This is a genomic window from Halomonas sp. (genome assembly GCF_052095765.1).
Taxonomy (GTDB): domain Bacteria; phylum Pseudomonadota; class Gammaproteobacteria; order Pseudomonadales; family Halomonadaceae; genus Halomonas.
Genome location: NZ_JBQDJZ010000015.1, coordinates 19,045 through 38,606, shown reverse-complemented (window position 1 = coordinate 38,606; position 19,562 = coordinate 19,045). Strand labels below are relative to the sequence as shown.

General features: G+C 59.2%; 21 protein-coding genes. 13 read left to right on the top strand and 8 right to left on the bottom strand.

The genetic code is table 11. The features are described 5' to 3' along the window. From ACTH3D_RS03685 to fba, 7 genes are all read left to right on the top strand, one after another. On the top strand, positions 1-499 hold a 499-nt coding region (locus tag ACTH3D_RS03685; protein WP_441665364.1), incomplete at its 5' end, for a transketolase-like TK C-terminal-containing protein. Between the two features lie 125 nt (positions 500-624). Continuing rightward, entirely contained in the window at positions 625-1,032 is a 408-nt protein-coding gene (locus ACTH3D_RS03680) for a carboxymuconolactone decarboxylase family protein (RefSeq protein WP_441665362.1), read from the top strand. Positions 1,033-1,061: 29 nt separating this feature from the next. Then, positions 1,062-1,445: a CidA/LrgA family protein gene (locus ACTH3D_RS03675; protein ID WP_441665360.1), complete on the top strand. Its 384-nt coding sequence runs from the start codon at positions 1,062-1,064 to the stop codon at positions 1,443-1,445. Beyond that, complete coding sequence (locus ACTH3D_RS03670) at positions 1,442-2,170, top strand: LrgB family protein (protein ID WP_441665358.1); 729 nt, start codon at positions 1,442-1,444, stop codon at positions 2,168-2,170. Before ACTH3D_RS03675 ends, ACTH3D_RS03670 begins: the two co-directional genes overlap by 4 nt. 55 nt (positions 2,171-2,225) lie before the next feature. Next, complete coding sequence (locus ACTH3D_RS03665; RefSeq protein WP_441665356.1) at positions 2,226-3,257, top strand: type I glyceraldehyde-3-phosphate dehydrogenase; 1,032 nt, start codon at positions 2,226-2,228, stop codon at positions 3,255-3,257. 69 nt (positions 3,258-3,326) lie between these two features. Beyond that, entirely contained in the window at positions 3,327-4,490 is a 1,164-nt protein-coding gene (locus tag ACTH3D_RS03660) for a phosphoglycerate kinase (protein ID WP_441665354.1), read from the top strand. Between the two features lie 82 nt (positions 4,491-4,572). After that, the gene (gene fba, locus ACTH3D_RS03655; protein ID WP_441665352.1) at positions 4,573-5,637 is read left to right on the top strand and encodes a class II fructose-bisphosphate aldolase; all 1,065 of its coding nucleotides are present in this window, start codon (positions 4,573-4,575) and stop codon (positions 5,635-5,637) included. Positions 5,638-5,701: 64 nt separating this feature from the next. Here fba and ACTH3D_RS03650 read toward each other — a convergent pair whose 3' ends face one another. Continuing rightward, the gene (locus ACTH3D_RS03650; protein WP_441665350.1) at positions 5,702-6,355 is read right to left on the bottom strand and encodes a peroxiredoxin; all 654 of its coding nucleotides are present in this window, start codon (positions 6,353-6,355) and stop codon (positions 5,702-5,704) included. A 257-nt stretch (positions 6,356-6,612) separates the two neighbouring features. On the opposite strand from ACTH3D_RS03650, the gene dctP reads away from it, so the two are divergent. From dctP to ACTH3D_RS03630, 4 genes are all read left to right on the top strand, one after another. After that, a complete protein-coding gene (gene dctP, locus ACTH3D_RS03645; RefSeq protein ID WP_441665348.1) occupies positions 6,613-7,650 on the top strand; it encodes a TRAP transporter substrate-binding protein DctP in 1,038 nt (345 codons plus the stop codon). Between the two features lie 135 nt (positions 7,651-7,785). Next, positions 7,786-8,319, top strand: coding sequence for a TRAP transporter small permease (locus tag ACTH3D_RS03640; protein WP_441665346.1), 534 nt, complete (start codon positions 7,786-7,788; stop codon positions 8,317-8,319). Continuing rightward, a complete protein-coding gene (locus tag ACTH3D_RS03635; protein ID WP_441665344.1) occupies positions 8,316-9,593 on the top strand; it encodes a TRAP transporter large permease in 1,278 nt (425 codons plus the stop codon). The genes ACTH3D_RS03640 and ACTH3D_RS03635 overlap by 4 nt, the downstream gene beginning before the upstream one ends. Positions 9,594-9,597: 4 nt before the next feature. Next, entirely contained in the window at positions 9,598-10,338 is a 741-nt protein-coding gene (locus ACTH3D_RS03630; RefSeq protein WP_441665342.1) for a M15 family metallopeptidase, read from the top strand. 71 nt (positions 10,339-10,409) lie between these two features. Here the strand turns inward: ACTH3D_RS03630 and ACTH3D_RS03625 are convergent, their stop codons facing one another. Both ACTH3D_RS03625 and crcB read right to left on the bottom strand, forming a co-directional pair. Then, positions 10,410-10,802 (bottom strand): fluoride efflux transporter FluC, encoded by a 393-nt coding sequence (locus tag ACTH3D_RS03625; protein WP_441665340.1) that lies wholly within the window; start codon positions 10,800-10,802, stop codon positions 10,410-10,412. Next, positions 10,799-11,191, bottom strand: a complete 393-nt coding sequence (gene crcB, locus ACTH3D_RS03620; RefSeq protein ID WP_441665338.1) for a fluoride efflux transporter CrcB — start codon at positions 11,189-11,191, stop codon at positions 10,799-10,801. The genes ACTH3D_RS03625 and crcB overlap by 4 nt, the downstream gene beginning before the upstream one ends. 283 nt (positions 11,192-11,474) lie before the next feature. Between crcB and ACTH3D_RS03615 the strand changes: the two genes are divergently transcribed. After that, the gene (locus ACTH3D_RS03615) at positions 11,475-13,814 is read left to right on the top strand and encodes a mechanosensitive ion channel domain-containing protein (RefSeq protein WP_441665370.1); all 2,340 of its coding nucleotides are present in this window, start codon (positions 11,475-11,477) and stop codon (positions 13,812-13,814) included. Positions 13,815-13,882: 68 nt separating this feature from the next. Next, the gene (locus ACTH3D_RS03610) at positions 13,883-14,359 is read left to right on the top strand and encodes a YbhB/YbcL family Raf kinase inhibitor-like protein (RefSeq protein WP_441665336.1); all 477 of its coding nucleotides are present in this window, start codon (positions 13,883-13,885) and stop codon (positions 14,357-14,359) included. Between the two features lie 137 nt (positions 14,360-14,496). Here ACTH3D_RS03610 and ACTH3D_RS03605 read toward each other — a convergent pair whose 3' ends face one another. The 5 genes from ACTH3D_RS03605 to hemC form a co-directional block, all read right to left on the bottom strand. Next, positions 14,497-14,745, bottom strand: a complete 249-nt coding sequence (locus tag ACTH3D_RS03605) for a hypothetical protein (protein WP_441665334.1) — start codon at positions 14,743-14,745, stop codon at positions 14,497-14,499. Between the two features lie 202 nt (positions 14,746-14,947). Beyond that, a complete protein-coding gene (locus tag ACTH3D_RS03600; protein ID WP_441665332.1) occupies positions 14,948-16,198 on the bottom strand; it encodes a heme biosynthesis HemY N-terminal domain-containing protein in 1,251 nt (416 codons plus the stop codon). Further along, positions 16,195-17,670 carry a uroporphyrinogen-III C-methyltransferase gene (locus ACTH3D_RS03595; protein WP_441665330.1) on the bottom strand — a complete coding sequence of 492 codons (1,476 nt, stop codon included), beginning with the start codon at positions 17,668-17,670 and terminating at the stop codon, positions 16,195-16,197. Before ACTH3D_RS03595 ends, ACTH3D_RS03600 begins: the two co-directional genes overlap by 4 nt. Before the next feature lie 6 nt (positions 17,671-17,676). Beyond that, on the bottom strand, positions 17,677-18,471 hold the full coding sequence (locus ACTH3D_RS03590; RefSeq protein ID WP_441665328.1) for a uroporphyrinogen-III synthase: 795 nt from the start codon (positions 18,469-18,471) through the stop codon (positions 17,677-17,679). Next, a complete protein-coding gene (gene hemC / locus ACTH3D_RS03585) occupies positions 18,471-19,403 on the bottom strand; it encodes a hydroxymethylbilane synthase (protein WP_441665368.1) in 933 nt (310 codons plus the stop codon). Before hemC ends, ACTH3D_RS03590 begins: the two co-directional genes overlap by 1 nt. Positions 19,404-19,562: the final 159 nt, after the last annotated feature.

Genomic DNA, 19,562 nt, shown 5'->3' with positions numbered 1-19,562 from the left:
GGGCGCCGCGATCAAGCGTCAGTCCGGCCCTACCGCGCTGATCCTATCGCGCCAGAATCTGCCGCACCAACAGCGCAGCAAGCAGCAGCTGGCGGATATCCAGCGCGGCGGCTATGTCCTCAAGGACTGTGAAGGCACACCTGAGCTGATTCTGATTGCCACCGGCTCCGAGATCAGCCTGGCCATGAGCGCCGCGGCCACTCTCACCGAGCAAGGTCGTGCGGTACGCGTGGTATCGATGCCAGCCACCGACGTGTTCGACGCCCAGGACGCCGCCTATCGCAAAAGCGTACTGCCGACCGACGTTACCCGACGCATCGCCATCGAAGCCGGCCACCGCGACTTCTGGTACAAGTATGTGGGCCTGGAAGGCCGCATTATCGGCATGGAGAGCTTTGGCGAGTCCGCCCCGGCGGATGATCTGTTCAAGCACTTCGGCTTCACCATAAAGAACCTGATCGCTACCGCCGAAGAACTGCTGGGCAGCACCAAGGGCTGACGGTAGATCTCAACGGGCCGACACAGACCGCAACAGTGCATCACTAGATAGAGAGGGGCCGGCAATTGTCGAGCCCCTTTCTTGATAGCTTGCAGACAACAGTTTACGGACAATAGGAGATAGCATTGACAACTGATCGCTACCAGAAAGGCATGGATAAGCTGAAAGAGCTGACCGTCGCGGACGCGAACAACCCGACCGGGCACATGGAGATCGGTGAAAGCTTCAAAGACATTGCCCCTGATCTAAGCCGCATGGTGGTAGAGTTCGCCTTTGGCGACGTATATGCCCGCCCAGGGCTCGATAACAAGCAGAAAGTGCTGACAACTATCTCTGCACTGGTCGCCCAAGGTACGCCGCAGATCGGCATGCACGTGGTAACCGGCTTGAACGTTGGTCTAACCGCCGATGAAATCGCTGGCTGCATCATGCATCTGATCCCCTATGTCGGCTTCCCGCGGGCACTGAATGCCCTCAACGTGGCGCAGGACGTATTTGCCGAGCAAGGCGTTTCTGTCAGCCAGCAGGGCTGACACTTGACGCCAATTGCCAGGAGGTCACTTTGGCCGAACTGCGTGGTTTTCTGTGGCTGATGGGATTTTTGCTGGTCGGCGAAATTGTGGTTCCGCTATTTTATCTGCCCTTCTCCGCCAGCGTCACCGGCCTACTGCTGCTGACGCTTTTTTTTATCCTCCGCGGACAGCTGAACACCGATATCGCCGCAGCCAGCCAGCCGTTGATCGGCCTGCTAGCGATGCTGATCATGCCCGGCGTGATTGGCGTGTTCTTCGTTGCCGACGAGTTCGCCGGCCAATGGCTTGCCGTGGTTGGCGCGCTCACCCTTGGTACCCTACTAAGCGTGGCCAGCACACTGTGGCTGATGCGTCGATTGATGCCCGCACCCGACCCTGGTGAAGACCCGGACACCTGGCAGCAGACGCCATGAACGAGCGCACCAACGTTCTTATGGACTCGCTTGTCAGCTCACCGGTACTGGCCATCTTCCTAACCGTGGCTGCTTATCTGGTTGGTATCTGGGTATTCACACGCCTCGGACGCCCTTCCTGGTGCCCACCGGTGCTGGTGGCAGCCATTGTCGCTGCCATCGCGCTGTGGGGGTTGTCAATCAACTACGAAAACTATCACCAAGGGGCCAGCTGGCTGACGTTGTTACTCGGCCCGACCACTGTCGCTTTAGGCGTTCCGCTCTATCAACAGAAGTGCCACATCCTGAAGTTGTGGAAAGCGCTGCTACTCAGCCTACCCGTCGCCGCCGTGCTGGCCAGTGCTTATGCGGTACTGATCGCCTGGTTGCTGGGCGCCACGCCAGAGGTACTTGCATCGCTAGCACCCAAGTCAGTCACCGCGCCCATCGCCATCGGCATCATTGACCAACTCGGTGGCTCGTTACCGCTGATGATGGGTGGCCTGCTGGTCACCGGCGTGATGGCAACGCTGATTACCGAGCCGCTGGCTCGGCGCATGGGCATTCAGGACCACCGCATCATCGGCTTCGCGCTGGGCCTTAATGGCCACGCTATCGGCACGGTGCGCGCCTTCGATCTGAACCCTTGTGCCGGTGCCTTCGCTTCGCTGGGCATGAGCCTGACCGGCGTATTCACCGCCCTGCTGCTGCCGCTCGTCTGGTCACTGTCGAGACTCATTGGCTGAGTTGCGCTAGAATGCCGAACTCATTCTCATTAGCCAGCAAGAGGCGCCTCGCTCCATGGCACTACGCATCGCCATCAACGGTTACGGTCGCATCGGCCAGTGCGTCCTGCGTGCCTTGGTCGAACGGGCGGACCCCGAGCTTGAAATAGTGGTCATCAACGAGCTGTCCGGCCTCGATACTATCGCCTACCTGACCCGCTACGACACCACCCACGGCCGCTTTCCGACCACGGTGGAGACCGGCCCCGACACACTGATCATCAATGGCCATTCGATTCTGGTGATCTCAGAGCTGGAGCCAGCGCGACTGCCCTGGCGGGAGCTGGACATTGATCTGGTGCTGGAGTGTTCGGGCAGCTTCAAGGATCGCGCCAGCGCCGAACTACACCTGGAGGCTGGCGCCAGGCGGTTGCTGTTTTCCCAGCCCGCCGAGAGTGACGTTGATGCCACCATCGTTACCGGCATCAATGACAGCGACTTGAATCCGGAGCATCGCGTGATCTCAGCGGCTTCGTGCACCACTAACTGCCTGGTGCCAGTGCTCACGGTGCTCGACGAAGCACTGGGTATCGAGCATGGTGTGACCACCACCATTCACTCGGCGATGAACGATCAGCCAGTGATCGATGCCTACCACCAAACCGACCTGCGCCTGACGCGCTCGGCAATGCACTCCATCGTGCCGGTAGACACCGGTCTGGCGCTGGGCATCGACCGCCTGATGCCCCATTTACATGGGCGCTTCGAGTGTCTGCACGTACGCGTGCCGACCATCAACGTCTCGGCCATGGATTTATCGCTGTGCGTGCGAAACGAGACCAACGCCGAAATCGTCAACGCCCTGCTGCGCGAAGCCAGCACCTCGCGGCTGGCCGGTCTGCTCGGCTATACCGAAGAACCCATGGCCTCGATCGACTTCAACCACGACCCACGCTCCGGTATCGTGGATGCGACACAAACACGCGTCGCTGGCGGACGTCTGATCAAACTGATGTGCTGGTTCGACAACGAGTGGGGCTTCGCCAATCGCATGCTCGATGTGGCGATCCGGTTGGCTGCCATGGACGAGCCGTCCTCTTGTACCTGACACACCGCGTATGCCTGAACCGCGTCCAGACATCTTTCTCAGCTTTCAATCGACAAGGATCCCGATTCAATGAATGTGCGTAAGATGACCGAGCTCGACCTTCGCGGGAAGCGCGTGCTGATCCGTGAAGACCTGAACGTGCCCGTCAAGAACGGCAAGGTCACCAGCGATGCGCGTCTGCGTGCCTGCCTGCCGACAATTCAGGCAGCCCTCGACGGCGGCGCCAAAGTGCTACTTATGAGCCACCTGGGCCGCCCCACCGAAGGCCAGCCCGCTGATGAGTTTTCGCTGGCGCCAGTGGCCGACCACCTGGGCAGTCTGCTCAATCGCCGGGTACGCCTAGTAACGAACTACCTCGGCCAGCAGGTCGAGGTGGGTGATGACGAGTTGGTGCTGCTTGAGAACGTGCGCTTCAACCCCGGCGAAAAGGGCGACGACGAAGATCTGGCACGTCAATATGCTGCACTGTGCGATATCTATGTGATGGACGCCTTCGGCACCGCTCACCGCGCCCAGGCATCGACCCATGGTGTAGCACGTTTCGCTCCCTCCGCCTGCGCGGGGCCGCTGCTGGCTACCGAGCTGGCTGCGCTGGAGCAAGCCCTTGCCACACCAAGACGCCCCATGACGGCTATCGTCGGCGGCTCCAAGGTGTCAACCAAACTCGACGTGCTCAACACTCTGTCTGAGAAATGCGACCAGCTAATTGTCGGCGGCGGCATCGCCAACACCTTCATCGCTGCAGCGGGCCACAACATCGGAAAATCGCTGCACGAAGCCGACCTGATTGAACAAGCCAAGGCTTTGATGGCCAAAGTGGATATCCCGCTGCCCACTGATGTGGTAGTGGCCACCGAGTTTTCAGACGCCGCCGTCGCCGTGGTGCGTCCCGTCGATCAGGTGGGCAATGACGAGATGATCCTCGATATCGGTCCCGATACCGCCGCGCGCTTGGGCAAGCAGCTCAAGGCCGCCGGCACAATCCTGTGGAACGGTCCGGTTGGGGTCTTCGAGATCGACCAGTTCGGTCGCGGCACCGAGGCGCTGTCAAAAGCCATCGCCGAAAGCGACGCCTTCTCAATTGCCGGCGGGGGCGACACCCTGGCGGCTATCGACAAATACGGCATTGCCGACCAGGTGTCCTATATCTCTACCGGCGGCGGCGCCTTCCTCGAATACGTGGAAGGCAAGACGCTACCAGCCGTCGCGGCGCTTGAAGCGGCGGCCAACTAACAGCCGTGCAGCTTGAGTAAACGCACACAAACACGAAAAGAGGTGGCATCTTTCGCCACCCCATACGCAAAGAGGTGATTTCATGGCACTGATCAGCCTGCGCCAGATGCTGGACCACGCCGCCGAGTACGAATACGGCATACCGGCCTTTAACGTCAATAACCTCGAGCAGATGCGCGCCATCATGGAAGCCGCTGACGAAACCGACTCCCCGGTGATCGTTCAGGCATCGGCTGGAGCGCGCAAGTACGCCGGGGCACCCTTCCTGCGTCACCTGATTCTGGCCGCCGTTGAAGAGTTCCCGCATATCCCGGTGGTCATGCACCAGGATCACGGCACCAGCCCAGCCATCTGCCAGCGCTCCATCCAGCTGGGTTTTTCGTCGGTGATGATGGACGGCTCGCTCAAGGAAGACGGCAAGACGCCTGCCGACTACGACTACAACGTCGACGTTACTCGTCGCACCGTTGAGATGGCTCATGCTTGCGGCGTGTCCGTCGAAGGCGAGCTGGGCTGCCTAGGCAGCCTCGAAACCGGCATGGCCGGAGAAGAGGACGGCGTCGGCGCCGAGGGCAAGCTGGACATGGAGCAACTGCTCACTGATCCGGAAGAGGCCGCCGAGTTCGTCAAGGCAACCCACGTTGACGCCCTGGCTATCGCCATCGGCACCAGCCATGGCGCTTACAAGTTCACCAAGCCACCCACCGGCGATACGCTGTCTATCCAACGCATCAAGGAGATCCACGCGCGCATCCCCGATACGCACCTGGTCATGCACGGCTCTTCTTCCGTACCCCAGGAATGGCTTGAAATCATCAACGAATACGGCGGCAGCATTCCCGAGACCTACGGCGTCCCGGTTGAAGAAATCGTCGAAGGTATCAAGCACGGCGTGCGCAAGGTCAACATAGACACCGACCTGCGCTTGGCATCCACCGGCGCGGTTCGTCGCTTTCTGGCCCAGAACCCTGCCGAGTTCGACCCGCGCAAGTACCTGTCAGCCACCGTCACCGCGATGAAAGATATCTGTATCGCACGTTACGAGGCCTTCGGCGCCGCCGGCAACGCCAGTAAGATCAAGCCGATCAGTCTTGAAGAGATGTTCAAGCGCTACGAGCGCGGCGAGCTTGATCCGAAGGTAAAGTAATTTAAGCAAAATAAACGCCGCGCATATGCGCGGCGTTTTTCGTCTCAACCATGATGCACTAAGCTTACCGGGGCTGCTTAGCCGTCCGCAGGTAAGGTAGCGGTGCCTCGAACTCGCCGAATTTGGCTTTGGCATCATCATTGGAAACACTCGTCGGAATGATCACGTCCTCGCCAACGGTCCAGTCAGCGGGTGTAGCGACATTATGCTCGCCTGCCGTCTGTAACGCGTCGAGGGCGCGCAGAATCTCGCTGAAGTTGCGCCCGACGTTCATCGGATATGTCATTGACAGCTTGAGCTGTTTGTCAGGCCCGATAATAAACACTGAGCGCACCGTGGCGCTGTCAGCCGGGGTGCGACCATCTGGCAAATAGGCTTCAGCTGGCAGCATGTCAAACAGCTTGGACACTTTGAGCGCCTCATCGGCAATAATCGGGAAGCCCACGTCGCTACCGCTGTATGTCTCAATGTCCTTGATCCAGCCCTGGTGCTCTTCCACACCATCAACCGACACGCCAATCACTTTGGTGTCACGCTTTTTCCATTCGGCGTCGAGCTTGGCGACCGCGCCAAACTCAGTGGTGCATACCGGCGTGAAGTCTTTGGGGTGAGAAAACAGGATCGCCCAGCTATCCCCAATCCAGTCGTGAAACTGGATATTTCCCTGACTGGTTTGCGCTTCAAAATCCGGCACGGTTGCATTAATGCGTAGTGACATCGTTGGCTCCTGAGTTTGGCTAATCAACACGATTTCCATCATAGCCCCATGCCCAGCTTATGATCAAATAGAATCAATAGCGAAACATCTATGTCAAAAATCTTATTCGTTGACGGTATACGGCTCAGCCAAAGAAGACGGCGTTTGTACCAATTCCACGTATAACCCGTCATGATATTGATTATAAGAAGGTCTCGACCTAATCTCGGTGAGATCTGCCCAATCCAATAACCACAACCTTACCCTGGGAGTATTCCATGACGGCTTCTCACCTCAAACCCCTAGTTGCTGCGATGCTGCTGAGCCCGCTGCTGCTGGGCGCGGCCCAGGCCGCAACAACAATTAATCTGAGCTACAACGGTGCGCCCGATCCGGACAAGAACGCGGTGCATGTATTTGCCACCAACCTCGAAGCGCTAGTGGAGGAAAAGACCGGCGGTGAGATCGAACTCAAGCTGTATCCCAACAGCATGCTGGGCGAGGAGCAGGAGCGAATGGAGCAGGTGATGAGCAGTCCTTCGCTTAACGTCGCCTCTTTTGCCGGCATGTCACCTGTGGTGCCGGAGATTTTCGTCAGCGCGATACCGTTCCTGTTCGACGACTTCGACGACGCCCGCACTTTCTTCGATGAGGGCCAGTATTGGCAACAGGTGCAAGACGATCTGCGCGATCGTGCAGGGCTGGAGCTGCTTGCGGTGGTTGAGGAAGGCGGCTTTTTGGCCTTCACCAACAACAAGCGGCCGATTGCATCACCAGACGACTTCGAAGGCCTGCGTTTTCGCGCCATGGACCCGAGCCAGGTTGCGCTCTATGAGGCATTCGGCGCCTCCGGTACGCCGATTCCCTGGACCGAGACCTACATGGGCCTGAAGACCGGCGTCGCCGACGGCCAAATGAACCCACCGATGTACATCATCCTCGGCAGCCTGAATGAAGTGCAGAAGTACCTGACCCTGGCCAATATCCAATATTCTGACCAGTTCCTGGTCGGTAATGCGGCGATGATCGACGGTTGGGACGATGGCGTGCGCGAGGCTTTCCTCGAAGCGGTGCAGGAGGCCAACGACAAGGCGCGGGAATACAACGAGAGTAAGGTGGATGAGCGCATCGCCTATCTCGAGGAAAACGGCATGGAGGTGATCCGTCCCGACGAAGCGCAGCTTGCCGCCTTCCGCGAGCTCGGCCAACCCGCCTATCTAGACTGGTTAGGCGGGCAGAATATCGCCCAGAAGTACATCGACATAGCCCTGCAGGATGCAGGCTTTGAGAGTAATAGTGACGACGATGCCAAATAACGGCAACGTCACATGACGGTAGGCCAGGCCGGCAACGCCAGTCTGGCCTACGCTTCCCAGAACACCTAAGCTGATGCCCTGTCAGCGCCCGTTCTGCCAAAAAGCTCTATTAAAAAGCGCTATCGAGAAACACTAATGACCCGATTCCTGCAGTGGCCGGCTGCGCTGGTCCGGCGACTCTCCCTGTGGATCGCCAGCAGCATGCTGGCCATTGATCTGCTGGCCATTCTTTACGGCGTGTTCACCCGCTACGTAGCCGGCGGTGCACCAATCTGGACCGATGAGCTGGCCCGCTACCTGATCATCGGCGCAGTGATGCTGGCCATGGGTGTGGTGTGGATTGAAGGCGGCCACATGCGCGTGGCGCTGATCGAACGGCTGCTGCCCCGGGCGCTTGGGCGGCTACTGTCCTGGTACCAGTGGTTGCTGACCCTGACAATTGCGCTGGCCGGCGCCTGGATCAGCTACCGCTATGCTCAGTCGGTGTCGATGTTTACCAGCCACGGGCTTGGTATCAGTCGCACGGTGCCGATGATGGCGATGCCGGTTGGCTTCGCCCTGCTGGCGCTGTTGGCAATCTGCCACGGCCCCAGACCGCTGCCAATACTCCACGACGAGTCTGACGATGCTGATGACGCCTCAGACACTGATCCGGAGACAACGCCATGACGCTGACCATGCTGGCAGTCTTCCTGGTTCACGTGCTGCTAGGGCTACCGCTGTTCATCTCGTTGTTAGCCACCGCTGTGGTTGGCTTCCTGTTCGTCGACCTGAACATGATCCCACGGATGATGCCGCAGCAGTTCTTCGGCGGCATTAACGCTTTCTCGCTGATGGCAATCCCGCTATTCATCCTAGCCGGTAACCTGATGAATGCCAGCAAGCTGACCGACCGCCTGATGGGGCTGGCACGGCTGCTGGTCGGCCACCTGCGCGGCGGCATGGGTCACGTCAACGTGGTCTCCAGCGTATTCTTTGCCGGCGTCAACGGCTCAGCGGTAGCCGATACTTCCGCGCTGGGCTCACTACTAGTACCAGCAATGCGCAAAGAAGGCTACTCCACCGCCTTCGCTGCCGGACTGACCGCCGGCAGCTCACTGATCGGGCCAATCATCCCGCCCAGCATCTTCATGATTCTCTACGCCTCGCTGACCAACACCTCGGTCGGCGACCTGTTTCTGGCGGGGGTGATTCCCGGTCTACTGCTGGGCGCTGCCTTCATGGTCATGAATGCCGTACATGCCTGGCGCGTACAGTTACCCAAGCGCGGCGGCTGGCCGAGCAAACGCGAGCTGGCGATAGCCGCACTCGGCGCATTACCGGCGCTAATTGCACCGTTCATCATCGTGGCCGGTATCGTCATGGGGCTGGTCACGCCGACCGAGTCCGGTGCGCTCACCGCACTCTACGTGGCGCTCTACGGCATAGTGGCCGGCAACCTAGGGCTAGATGATCTGTGGAAGGCGGTTGTCGATACTACACGACTGACTGCGGCGATTTTTGTCATCATGGCGGCCTCTAGCACCGTCAGTTGGCTGCTGTCCTACGCCCAGGTGCCCAACCAGTTCGTCGAGTTGCTGACGCCCTACATCGGCAGCCCGGTGATCATTCTGCTGCTGCTGAGTCTGATCACTTTTGTCACCGGCATGTTCATGGAAGAAGTCTCGGCACTGATGCTACTCACGCCGATCTTCGCCCCCATCGCCATGCTGGCTGGCATCGACATGGTGCACCTGGGCATTATCATCACCCTGAACATCACCATCGCGCTGATTACCCCGCCCATGGGTGCCTGCGTTTATGTGGCTGCAGCGGTCAGCCGACTGGAGATTACCGCGCTATTTCGCACCATCTGGCCCTTCGTCATCACCGCCCTGGCGGTGTTAGTAGCGCTGATTTTGTTCCCTTCACTGGCCCTGTGGCTTCCTACGACTCTTGGATAACGTCATGACCGACCCCGCGCAGTGGGTATCAACTCCGATTCCGTCAATGCCCGAGCCCGACTGGCCCAGGCTGTCGCAGATCCCGATTGCCGGCTCCCAAGAGCGGCTGGTGCCAATGAGTCTGGCGCCACCGCCGATCCGAGTGTTTCCCGCTTACGCGCGTATGGAGGTTCCCGGGGCGATCAACGAGTGCTACCTGCGCGAAGACGTGTATCGTCGCCTGCTGGCCGTGGCCCGCTCACTGCCCGAGGGATTGACGCTGCTGGTGCTCGACGGCTGGCGGCCCTGGCGGGTACAGCAATACCTGTTCGAAACGCTGTCAGAAGCGATTCGCGACGCCAACCCGGATATCGACGAACCTGCGCTGCTCGAACGCACCCGGGAATTCGTCTCGTTGCCCAGCCGCTCTCCCGAGGCCCCAAGCCCGCACCTGACCGGCGGTGCGGTAGATGCCACCCTGTGCGATGCAGACGGTCTGCCGCTGGACATGGGCACCCTGTTCGACGAAGCCATACCCGCCTCCCACGCCGCCGCACTGGAAACCCAGCCTCACAACCAGGCCCGCGACAATCGCCGTCTGCTGTATCACGCCATGCACGCCCAAGGCTTCACCAACCTGCCCAGCGAATGGTGGCACTTCGACTACGGCGATCAGCTATGGGCCCACTATCGCGGGCACGCACAAGCGATCTACGGACCGGCGGAGCTCGACACCCTCGAAAACCGCTGGCGACGCCAGCTATGACGTCTTAAAAACAACAATATACAACGTTTTCTTTAGAAGCACTTGTGCCGCAATTCCGTCACGCAGCGGCGTTAGGACCTGGCTGGCCGGGCGCTCAGCTGCCCCAGCCAGGCGGCAGTCAGCCACAGCGCTACGCTACCGAGTACGTAGGCAGCGGCACATAAAGGCCTTGAGGTATCGAGCAGATAAACGACTTCGAGCCCAAACAGCGAAAAGGTGGTGAAACCACCGCAGAAGCCGACCGCCAGCAGGGGATACCAGCGTGCGCTGACGCCATGCGGGTAATAGGTCGCTCGCGCGGCAAAGACGGCTATCAACCATGAACCCAGCACGTTGACGGCAAGCGTTGCCCACAGAAAAACACTGCCCAGGGCCAGGATGGCCGCCTGACCGACCAGAACGCGGAGTAAGGCACCCAGCGCGCTGCCAACGCCGACTTCCAAATAGCCGCGCCAGCCGGTCATAGCCCACCCTCAGCCATGCTGCTGACAAGCCACCAGCCCAGTGCAGCAGCCGCAATGCCCAGCACCAGCGTCAGCAGCACATTGAGAAAAGCCCAAGTACTGTGCGTGCCCTGCCACAATGACAGTGTCTGCAGACTGAATGACGACACCGTCGTAAAGCCGCCAAGCCCACCCATCATCAACAGCGCTCCGGCCGGCGTATGGCCAAGTGGCCATTGCAGCCAGACGGCCAGTGCACCGATTGCAAAGCTTCCCACTACGTTAACAACCAGAGTACCCCACGGAAAAGCAGCGCCAAACAGACTTGCACACAATTCGCTGACAGCCAGACGTAACATTCCGCCAAAGGCACCACCCACGGCAATCGCCATCCATGACAGCACACTCATTCCCATGCCAACTCCAAGCTCATGCCATGATTTACAGCCAGGCTGATAGCACTTTAACGCCTACCAGTGGTCTACACGCCGACATTTACTCTTAATGCCTGTACCCTAGACATTCTTTAATGTCCCCTGCTTTGAAACTAGAATACGGGCACCAGAGCACTACTTCCAGACTGTTGATGGGGTTGCTTTGTGAGACACTTTACCCGTAGACAACACCCGCCACGGAGGCCCTTGCGTGCATTTCACAAGACCACTTCCCCTCTTGCTCGGCTGGCTGATCGCCATGCTGATGATAGTAAGCCTGGCGCAGCCAGCCATGGCGCAGTCTGCTGATAAAGACTCTGAGCCACCAGCGGCCAATGCCGCTCTGGCTGAGATGATTGAGAACCCAGACACCCGGCAACAACTAATCGATCAGTTACGGGGAGCGGCCGAGAAAACCCAGCACCAAGCTGGCGATGCCTTGCCAGAGGACGAGGAGGCTACACTGCCGCGCCAGCTGGCCGAAACCACCAGCAAGGTGGTCAGCGAGCTGACCGACCACGGCAGCCAGGCGATCAACGTCGTCGGCAACCTGTTTCGCAATGGCCTGATCGATGAAGCAAGCGTTGACATCGAAACACTGACCTCTGCAAGCGTCAATCTCGGTATCGTGGTGCTGGTGACGTTTGGCCTGTTCTTCTTCATACGACGCCTGACACGTCGCCTGTTTATGCTGCTCAGCCAGTGGTCGATCAATGGCCATGGCCTTTACCCGATGATCAGGCTGATTATCAGTGTGGCAGTTGCTGCTCTGGTTGATGCGCTGATCGTCGGGCTGGCCTATGTGGGTGGCAACCTGGTAGCGACCTTCGCGCTGGGAGAAAGCGGAGAACTGTCGACAAGGGCCTCACTGTTCCTCAATGCATTTCTGATTATTGAATTACTCAAAGTGGGCGTACGCGTCCTGTTCGCCTCGCATTATGAGGGGCTTCGTCTGTTGCACATTTCCACCGCCGAGGCGTCCTACTGGAATCGCTGGGTCGCTCGCCTGATCGGCCTGGCCGGTTACGGCCTGCTGGTGGTAGTACCACTGATCAATGCCTACCTGTCACCGACGTTGGGGACCAATGTTGGCACCCTGATCATGATCGGCACTTATGTCTATGCCGTAACGGTGGTGCTGGTCAACCGCAAGAAGATACGCGATGCGATCAACCACTCAGCCAAACAGACCACCATGACGGCAAGTCGTGTATCGCTTCAGCTGTTTGCCCGCATCTGGCACCTGTTTGCGCTGGCCTATTTCACGCTGGTGCTGGTATTAACGCTTACCCGCCCGGAAGACGCCCTGGCGTTTGTAATGAAAGCCACGGCACAGACGCTGATCGCAGTACTGGTAGGCATGCTGGTCTCACGGTTTCTTACCCAGATCATTGGCCGCCGGATCAAGTTGTCGGAAGAACTGTGTGCCCGGCTGCCACTGCTGGAGCCACGCCTCAACAGCTATGTTCCCACAGGCCTGCGAATAGCCCGCATACTGATTCTGATTGTCGTTTTCCTGCTGGTACTAGACGCCTGGACACCGTTCAGCCTGTCAGATTGGTACGCCTCTGAGGCAGGGAGCAAGCTGACCGGAAAGCTGACCAGTCTGATCACCATCCTGGTGGTTGCAGCCTGCCTGTGGATTGGCCTGGCCAGCCTGATTGAAGACAAGCTGAACCCCGATGCCGGCCACGAGATTCCCTCAGCCCGGGCACAAACGTTGCTGACGCTGTTTCGCAACGCCCTAGCGATCGCTCTGCTGACCATGACGGCGATGATCGTGCTGTCAGAGATCGGCATCAATATCGGCCCGCTGATTGCCGGTGCTGGGGTACTGGGCCTGGCCATAGGCTTTGGCGCCCAGAAGCTGGTCCAGGACATCATCACCGGCATCTTTATTCAGATAGAAAACGCCATGAACGTCGGCGATGTCGTCACGGTCAGTGGCATCACTGGCACCGCTGAGCGTTTGAGTATCCGTTCGGTAGGCATTCGCGATCTCAGCGGTACGTACCATGTGATCCCGTTCTCTAGCGTGGATACCGTCTCGAACTATATGCGTGAATACGGCAACCACGTGGGTGAGTACAGCATCGCGTATCGTGAAAGCATCGATGATGCGGTTGAGCACCTCAAGCTGGCATTCGAGGACCTGAAAGTCAGTGAAGCGCATGGCCACAAGCTGCTGGCACCCATCGATATCCCGGGTGTCACCTCGCTTGGCGACAGCGCCGTGAACATCCGGGTCGTCCTCAAGACCACCCCTGGCGACCAGTGGGCCGTGGGGCGCGCCTACAACCGCCTGGTCAAGATGCGCTTCGACGCGGCGGGTATCGAAATTCCGTTCCCGCACATGAACCTGTACTTCGGCCAAGACAAGACAGGCTCAGCGCCGCCCGCCAACCTGCGCGTCATGGAGCAGGACTTCACTATCGATGGCAGCCCCGCTGGGCAGCCCAAGGCCCTCGATAATGACTCCGATGACCGCTTCGATCCGCGCAAAAAGCGTACCCGCAAAGATCAGAGTCAGCGGCGTATCAAGGACATGGAAAATGAGTCTGATGAAAACAGCCTGCCAGATGGCGGCGATGTAGACTAAATTATTCAAAAGTCGGCACCTTGAATGGGTGCCGTTTGTCCCACTCATGACCCGGGAGGGTAACTGACATGGCTTTTGCACTGTCGAACATGCAGCTGGAAAGTGCCGCTTTCAAGCGCGGCGGTGCCATTCCGGCCAGGCACACCGGTGAGGGCGAAAACCTGTCGCCTCCGCTGGCCTGGCAGGATGCACCGGAGCAAACCCGAGGGTTTGCAATCATTGCCCATGACCCTGATGCACCGCTGGTAAAGAATGGCAGCTACGGCTTCGTTCACTGGGTGCTGTATAACCTGCCGGCGTCCACCACGTCGCTGGATGAAAACAGTGGTGAAGGCACCTCCGGTGTCAACGATCAGGAAAAGTTGGGCTATACCGGACCCATGCCACCTGAAGGCCACGGCCTGCATCAGTATTACTTCTGGGTGCTGGCGCTAGACAAGGCAACCTCGCTGCCGGAAGGCCTGACACTCTCAGAGCTGCTCAAGCAGATCGAGCCACACCTGATCGGCATGAACCGCTTGGTTGGCACCTACCAGCGCGACTAGGCTGGGCACCGACTTGTCACATCAGGCCCATACAAAAAGGCCGCCCTCGGAATAATTCTGGGGGCGGCCTTTTTATATGGAGCACAGTCATAAACTTGTATTATCAATGCTATACGCCGCATGCTGCGGCCAAACCATCAGGCGTAGAGAGTGCCCGGTGCTGAAGGGCCCAGCAGCGCCAGCGGTACGCCTTTAGAGCGGACTTCGGGTACGTCTGTCATGAAAGCAATATCAAAGCCACGACTGGCAAGATCATTTGACCAATGCTCGCTGGCAGCCATGTCCTCTGCCTCAGTCGCGCTGCCGGCGCGGAACATGCCGCCGCCAAGGTGCATGTCCTGCCCCTGGGGTCCAATAGCGTATACATCAACAAGAAAGGATTTCATGGCGCTCACATCAGCTTGGTGGTTGTCTAGACCATAGTAGTAGATAACTGGCACATGAAAAGCGAAACAGGATTCCTTTATCGCAACGGTTATGCGCTAGCGGCATAACACCCTTGGAAACAGTACTAAATCATCCCCACAATGCGAACAGGGCTGCCAGCTGGCAGCCCTGTTATCTTACAGATTTTCAGCATCGTTTGACTCAGGACGCCTGTTTGGCCTGCGTCTTCACATCGGGCACAGGTTGCGGCAGAGCAGGCAGCGACTTGTCGAGCAACTCAACGCTCTGACGATAAAATAGCTGGCTCTTGTTGTGATCGCCCAAGTTGGCATACAGCCGCGCCAGCTCAGCACACACAACACCGCTGGGGCGCTGCTGCTGACTAGCCTCAAAGTACTCTTTGGCTTTATCCCAGTACGCATTACGCAGCGACAGACGGCCCAGCGTCAGCAACAGGTCAGGATCATTGGGCCGTTCCTGCAGCCACTTCTCGCTGGCCGCCAGCTGGCGTTTCGGGTCCACATCCAGCATGCCGTAACGCAGGATCAGACGACTGTCCCAATGCTCCTTGAGCGCGTGGCGTAACAGTCGCTCGGCAATACCCTGCTCATTACCGTGCACCAGAATTTCAGTATACAGCACAATCAAGTCGGTATTAGTGCGCAGGTGATCCGGCATGTCGGCCCACAGGTTACGGATCTTTTCGATACCGTGCTGATCGACAAGCCGCGACTCCTGCAGAATCAGCTCCCGATAAGCCTGGAACTCAAGCACTTCGCGCTCTTCTCGCGAAATCAGCTGCTGTGCAGCAAGACGCGGCATCAGGCGACGCAAGCCGTCCCAGTCACTCACACTGATATACGCCTGCTTGAGCTGCTTGAGCACCTGGGGATGGTTGGGCAGGTGCTGATCCAGGCGGGTCAGGGCTGCCAACGCTTCCTCATACTGCTGGCGGTCCAGCATCAGCTGGGCCTGCATCAGCCCCACAGCGGTATCGGCACCCTCAGTGCTGAGATGCGCGCGTTTGAGCAAGGTATCAGCCTGCTCATAGCGACCCTGATAATGGGCCGCCAGCGCAGCAGACAAGTAGTTGACCAGCGGCGTGCTCGAGTCGTCAGCGGCTTTGACCAGTGATTTCTCTGCGCGCTTCCAGCGGCCTTCAGCCAGCGCCACTAACCCACGCACAGTGCGACGCATCGCGGTACGGTTGCGTGAGCGGCTGTTCCAGGTTTTAAAGCGGCTGACGGGGTTGATGAAGCGTGACAACAGGCGCAGAGCAAAATAAAGCACCACGAACACTGCCAACAACAGTATCAGGCCGAACCAGAATGAGGTCTGGTAGGACGTATCACCTACCCGCACCAGCCAGTAGCCGGGCACCGACATCATCAGCTGACCGAATAGCGCGCCGATGGCCAGACCAAAGACAATGACCAGTATCAGCTTTCTCATGCGTTATCCCCCTGGCGACTGCCGGCCTCGAAACGCTGCTGGATAAATCGGCTAAGCGCCTGCTGAGAGCCGCTGATATCGGGCAGCTCGGGATGAATCTGCTCGCCGCGCAGCTGCTCGATGTTTTCAACCACCGCTTTGACCCCGGCGTTGTCCATATCGTAGTAGCCGCGAATCAACGTCAGCGCTTTGTCGAGACTGGCGTCGTAGAGTTCCTGCTCCTGCTTGAGCAGCGCCAGCTGAGACTGTTCAAGTACCAGCCTCAGGCTCTGGCGCAGATAGGACTCCTGCTCGGGGGAAATCAGGGCCTCCAACGCCGCATCGTGCTTGCGTACAGTGACCAGTCCTTTGAGCTCATTGCCGAAGGTCGACAGCTGGGATTGCCAGCCGCCAGTCGGTGCTTCTTCGATTTTAGCATCCGCGACGATTTCTTCGATGTCCTGATTCAGCGGCAGCGAACTGACACGCTCCTGTAGGGCATTCAGCTCCAGATAAAGCCCGGTGCTGTCAACTCTGGGCACCGATTTCAGCTCGGCAAGTTCAGAGGCTATTTCGCGACGCACCGGCGTCAAGGCCGGATTGTCGGCCTCCTCAAGCCGTTTATCAGCCGTCTGCAGCAGAGCTGCCGCTCCACCCACATCGCGCTCTAGCTGCAAGCGCTGGTTGGCCAGACGCAGCAGATAGGCAGCGTCGGCGTGCAGCCATTCGCGCTCATCGGTTTCCTGCTCTTGCGAGAGCTGCGTCAACACCTTGTCGAGGGTGCTATTGACGCTGGTACGGTAATCGCCAAACTCAGTGCGCAGCGTCTCCAGGGAAGACTGAACCGCCTGGTCACGCTGTTGCTCGCCGCTTTTCAGCTCGCTTTTCAGCGAATCCAGCGCAGCCTGGCTGACCGGCGTTTCTGGCAAGGCCGAAACCGCCTTGCCTTGGGCTTCCACTTTTTGCTTGAGCTGCCAGCCGAAGTAACCACCCGCAGCACCCAGCACAAGCGTCAGCACTAGGGCGACAGCGCCAGTTTTCCCCCCGCTAGAACCACCGGAAGAGGCTGTGCTGGCGGGAGCCCTGCCGCCGCCGGAGCCACCGGCGGAGCCGCTACCGGCACTGCTACTGGTCTTGTTGTTCCCTTTATCTGATCGACTTCTATCTGCCGGGCCCTTGTCAGACGCGCTTTCCGGCTTAACTGTCTTGCTGTCAGCCGGCTTAGCACTCGCTGTCTTGCTGGTCTTATCGCTGTCGCTCGCTGCATCAGCAGCCGTGGCTGAGCCAGCCGATACCGACTTGCCAGTGCTCTGCTCATCACGCTGCGGTGCGTTGTCTGGCTTATTGTACCGGCGTGAGCGGCGGCCTGAAGCGCCGCCCTTTTTAGTATTGGCGCCACTGCCGGCCTGTGTGCCGGAGGCTGGCGGAGTGCCGCTCTGGGCTGCTTCGCTTGACGCCTGCTTGTCGTCCTGATCGTTGTATTGCTTGTTCATCTGTCACTAGCCCTTTTCGAGATCGTCATGATCAATATCGGCCGTCTCCGGGTCCCTGACGCGTGCCACCGCAGCAGCCAATGCAGCAGGTGTGGCGCCCAACGCCACAACGGGTAAACGAAACCCTAATTCGCCAGCCAGTGTAGCCAATCGAGAGCTTGACACGATTAGCGGTTGGTTCAAGGCCACCGTTGAGCACCATTTTGCCAGATGCTCAAGAATTTCTCCGCTACTCACCACCAAAGCCTGATAGTCACCCGCGGATAGGTGTTGATGCAATCCCGGCGGTGGCGGTATCAGTAAGCGCCGATAAACAGCCAGACGTGTCATCCGTGCCCCGCGCGCGGTCAAGGTGTTGGCAAACAGGGTTCTGCCGCCTTCACCCGCCACCAACAGGACGCGCTCGTTATCGAGCCGCTGAAGCGAGTCCGATGTCAGCAAGGCTTCACTGGTATCCTCGCCTGCCTCTGGCGGTGGAATATGCACCTCTACGCCGAGCAACCGGTTCAGCACCTCGGCGGTGGCGGACCCCACAGCATAATAGTCGATGCCGACGGGCAGCTGAGGCCAGTAGCGATCCAGCGCCTCAGCCAGGCATTCTGCTGCAAACGGACTGACCACCATCACGCGCCGGAAGTGATCGAAGTCAAGCCAGATGCTGCGCATGGCTAGTGTTTCTTCCAGCGCCTCAAGCTGCATCATGTCGCCCTGCACCACCGTGACGCCCAGCGCTGCGATGGCATCCACCAACGGCTTGGCGCGTGCACCAGGGCGACACACCAGTACCGGGCGGGACTCCATCAGCCCGCGCCGTAGACAGCAGCGAGAATTTCCGCGGCCCCCTGGTCCAGCAAATCTTCGGCGACACGCAGCCCAAGCGCTTCAGGCTCATGGATCGAGCCGCGACCCTCGGCGCGCAGCACCTGCTTACCGTCTGGCGTACCGACCAGCGCTCTCAGCCACAGTGTCTGGCCTTCATTCTCAAACACCGCATGACCGGCAATCGGCACCTGGCAGCCGCCTTCCAAGCGTGTGTTCATGGCCCGCTCGGCGCGTACGCGAGTGGCAGTGTCCGGGTCATCCAGCGGCGCCAGCAGCGCGATCAACTCAGCATCGTGCATACGACACTCGATGCCCAGCGCACCCTGGCCACAGGCGGGCAGGCAGACTTCAGGCGGCAGCTCCTGGGCGATGCGATCATCAAGCCCCAGGCGCTTGAGGCCAGCGGTAGCCAGCAGGATGGCGTCGTACTCCCCGGCATCCAGCTTGCCCAGGCGTGTCTGCACGTTGCCGCGCAGGTCGAGGATCTCCAAGTCCGGGCGCGCCTCGCGCATCTGCAGGCCGCGGCGCAGGCTGGTGGTGCCAATACGCGCACCTTCCGGCAGCTCATCAAGGCTGCGGTAATGGTTGGACACAAAGGCATCCGTGGCTTCGGCGCCAGCCAGGATGACCGACAGCCCCAGGCTTTCAGGGAAGTGCATCGGCACGTCTTTCATCGAGTGAACCGCTAGATCGGCACGCCCGTCGAGCATGGCTTCTTCTAGCTCTTTGACGAATAGCCCTTTGCCGCCAATCTTCGACAGCGGTGTATCGAGAAGCTTGTCGCCGCGCGTGACCATCGGCACCAGCTCCACCTGGAGATCGGGGTATTTTGCTATCAGTCGATCACGAATATATTCAGCCTGCCACATGGCCAGTTGGCTCTTGCGAGTGGCAATACGCAGGGTTTGCATGGCTTGCACAAGACTCTCCCAAAGCCGGTACGTCATGATTAGGCAGGTTGCCGACGTCCGGTTGATGTGTTGATTACCCCCATCATAAAGCACCAGAGCGAAACAAGAAAAACCGGCACACACAGAGCGCCCGATAAAACGGCGGTCCATCCCGTTACA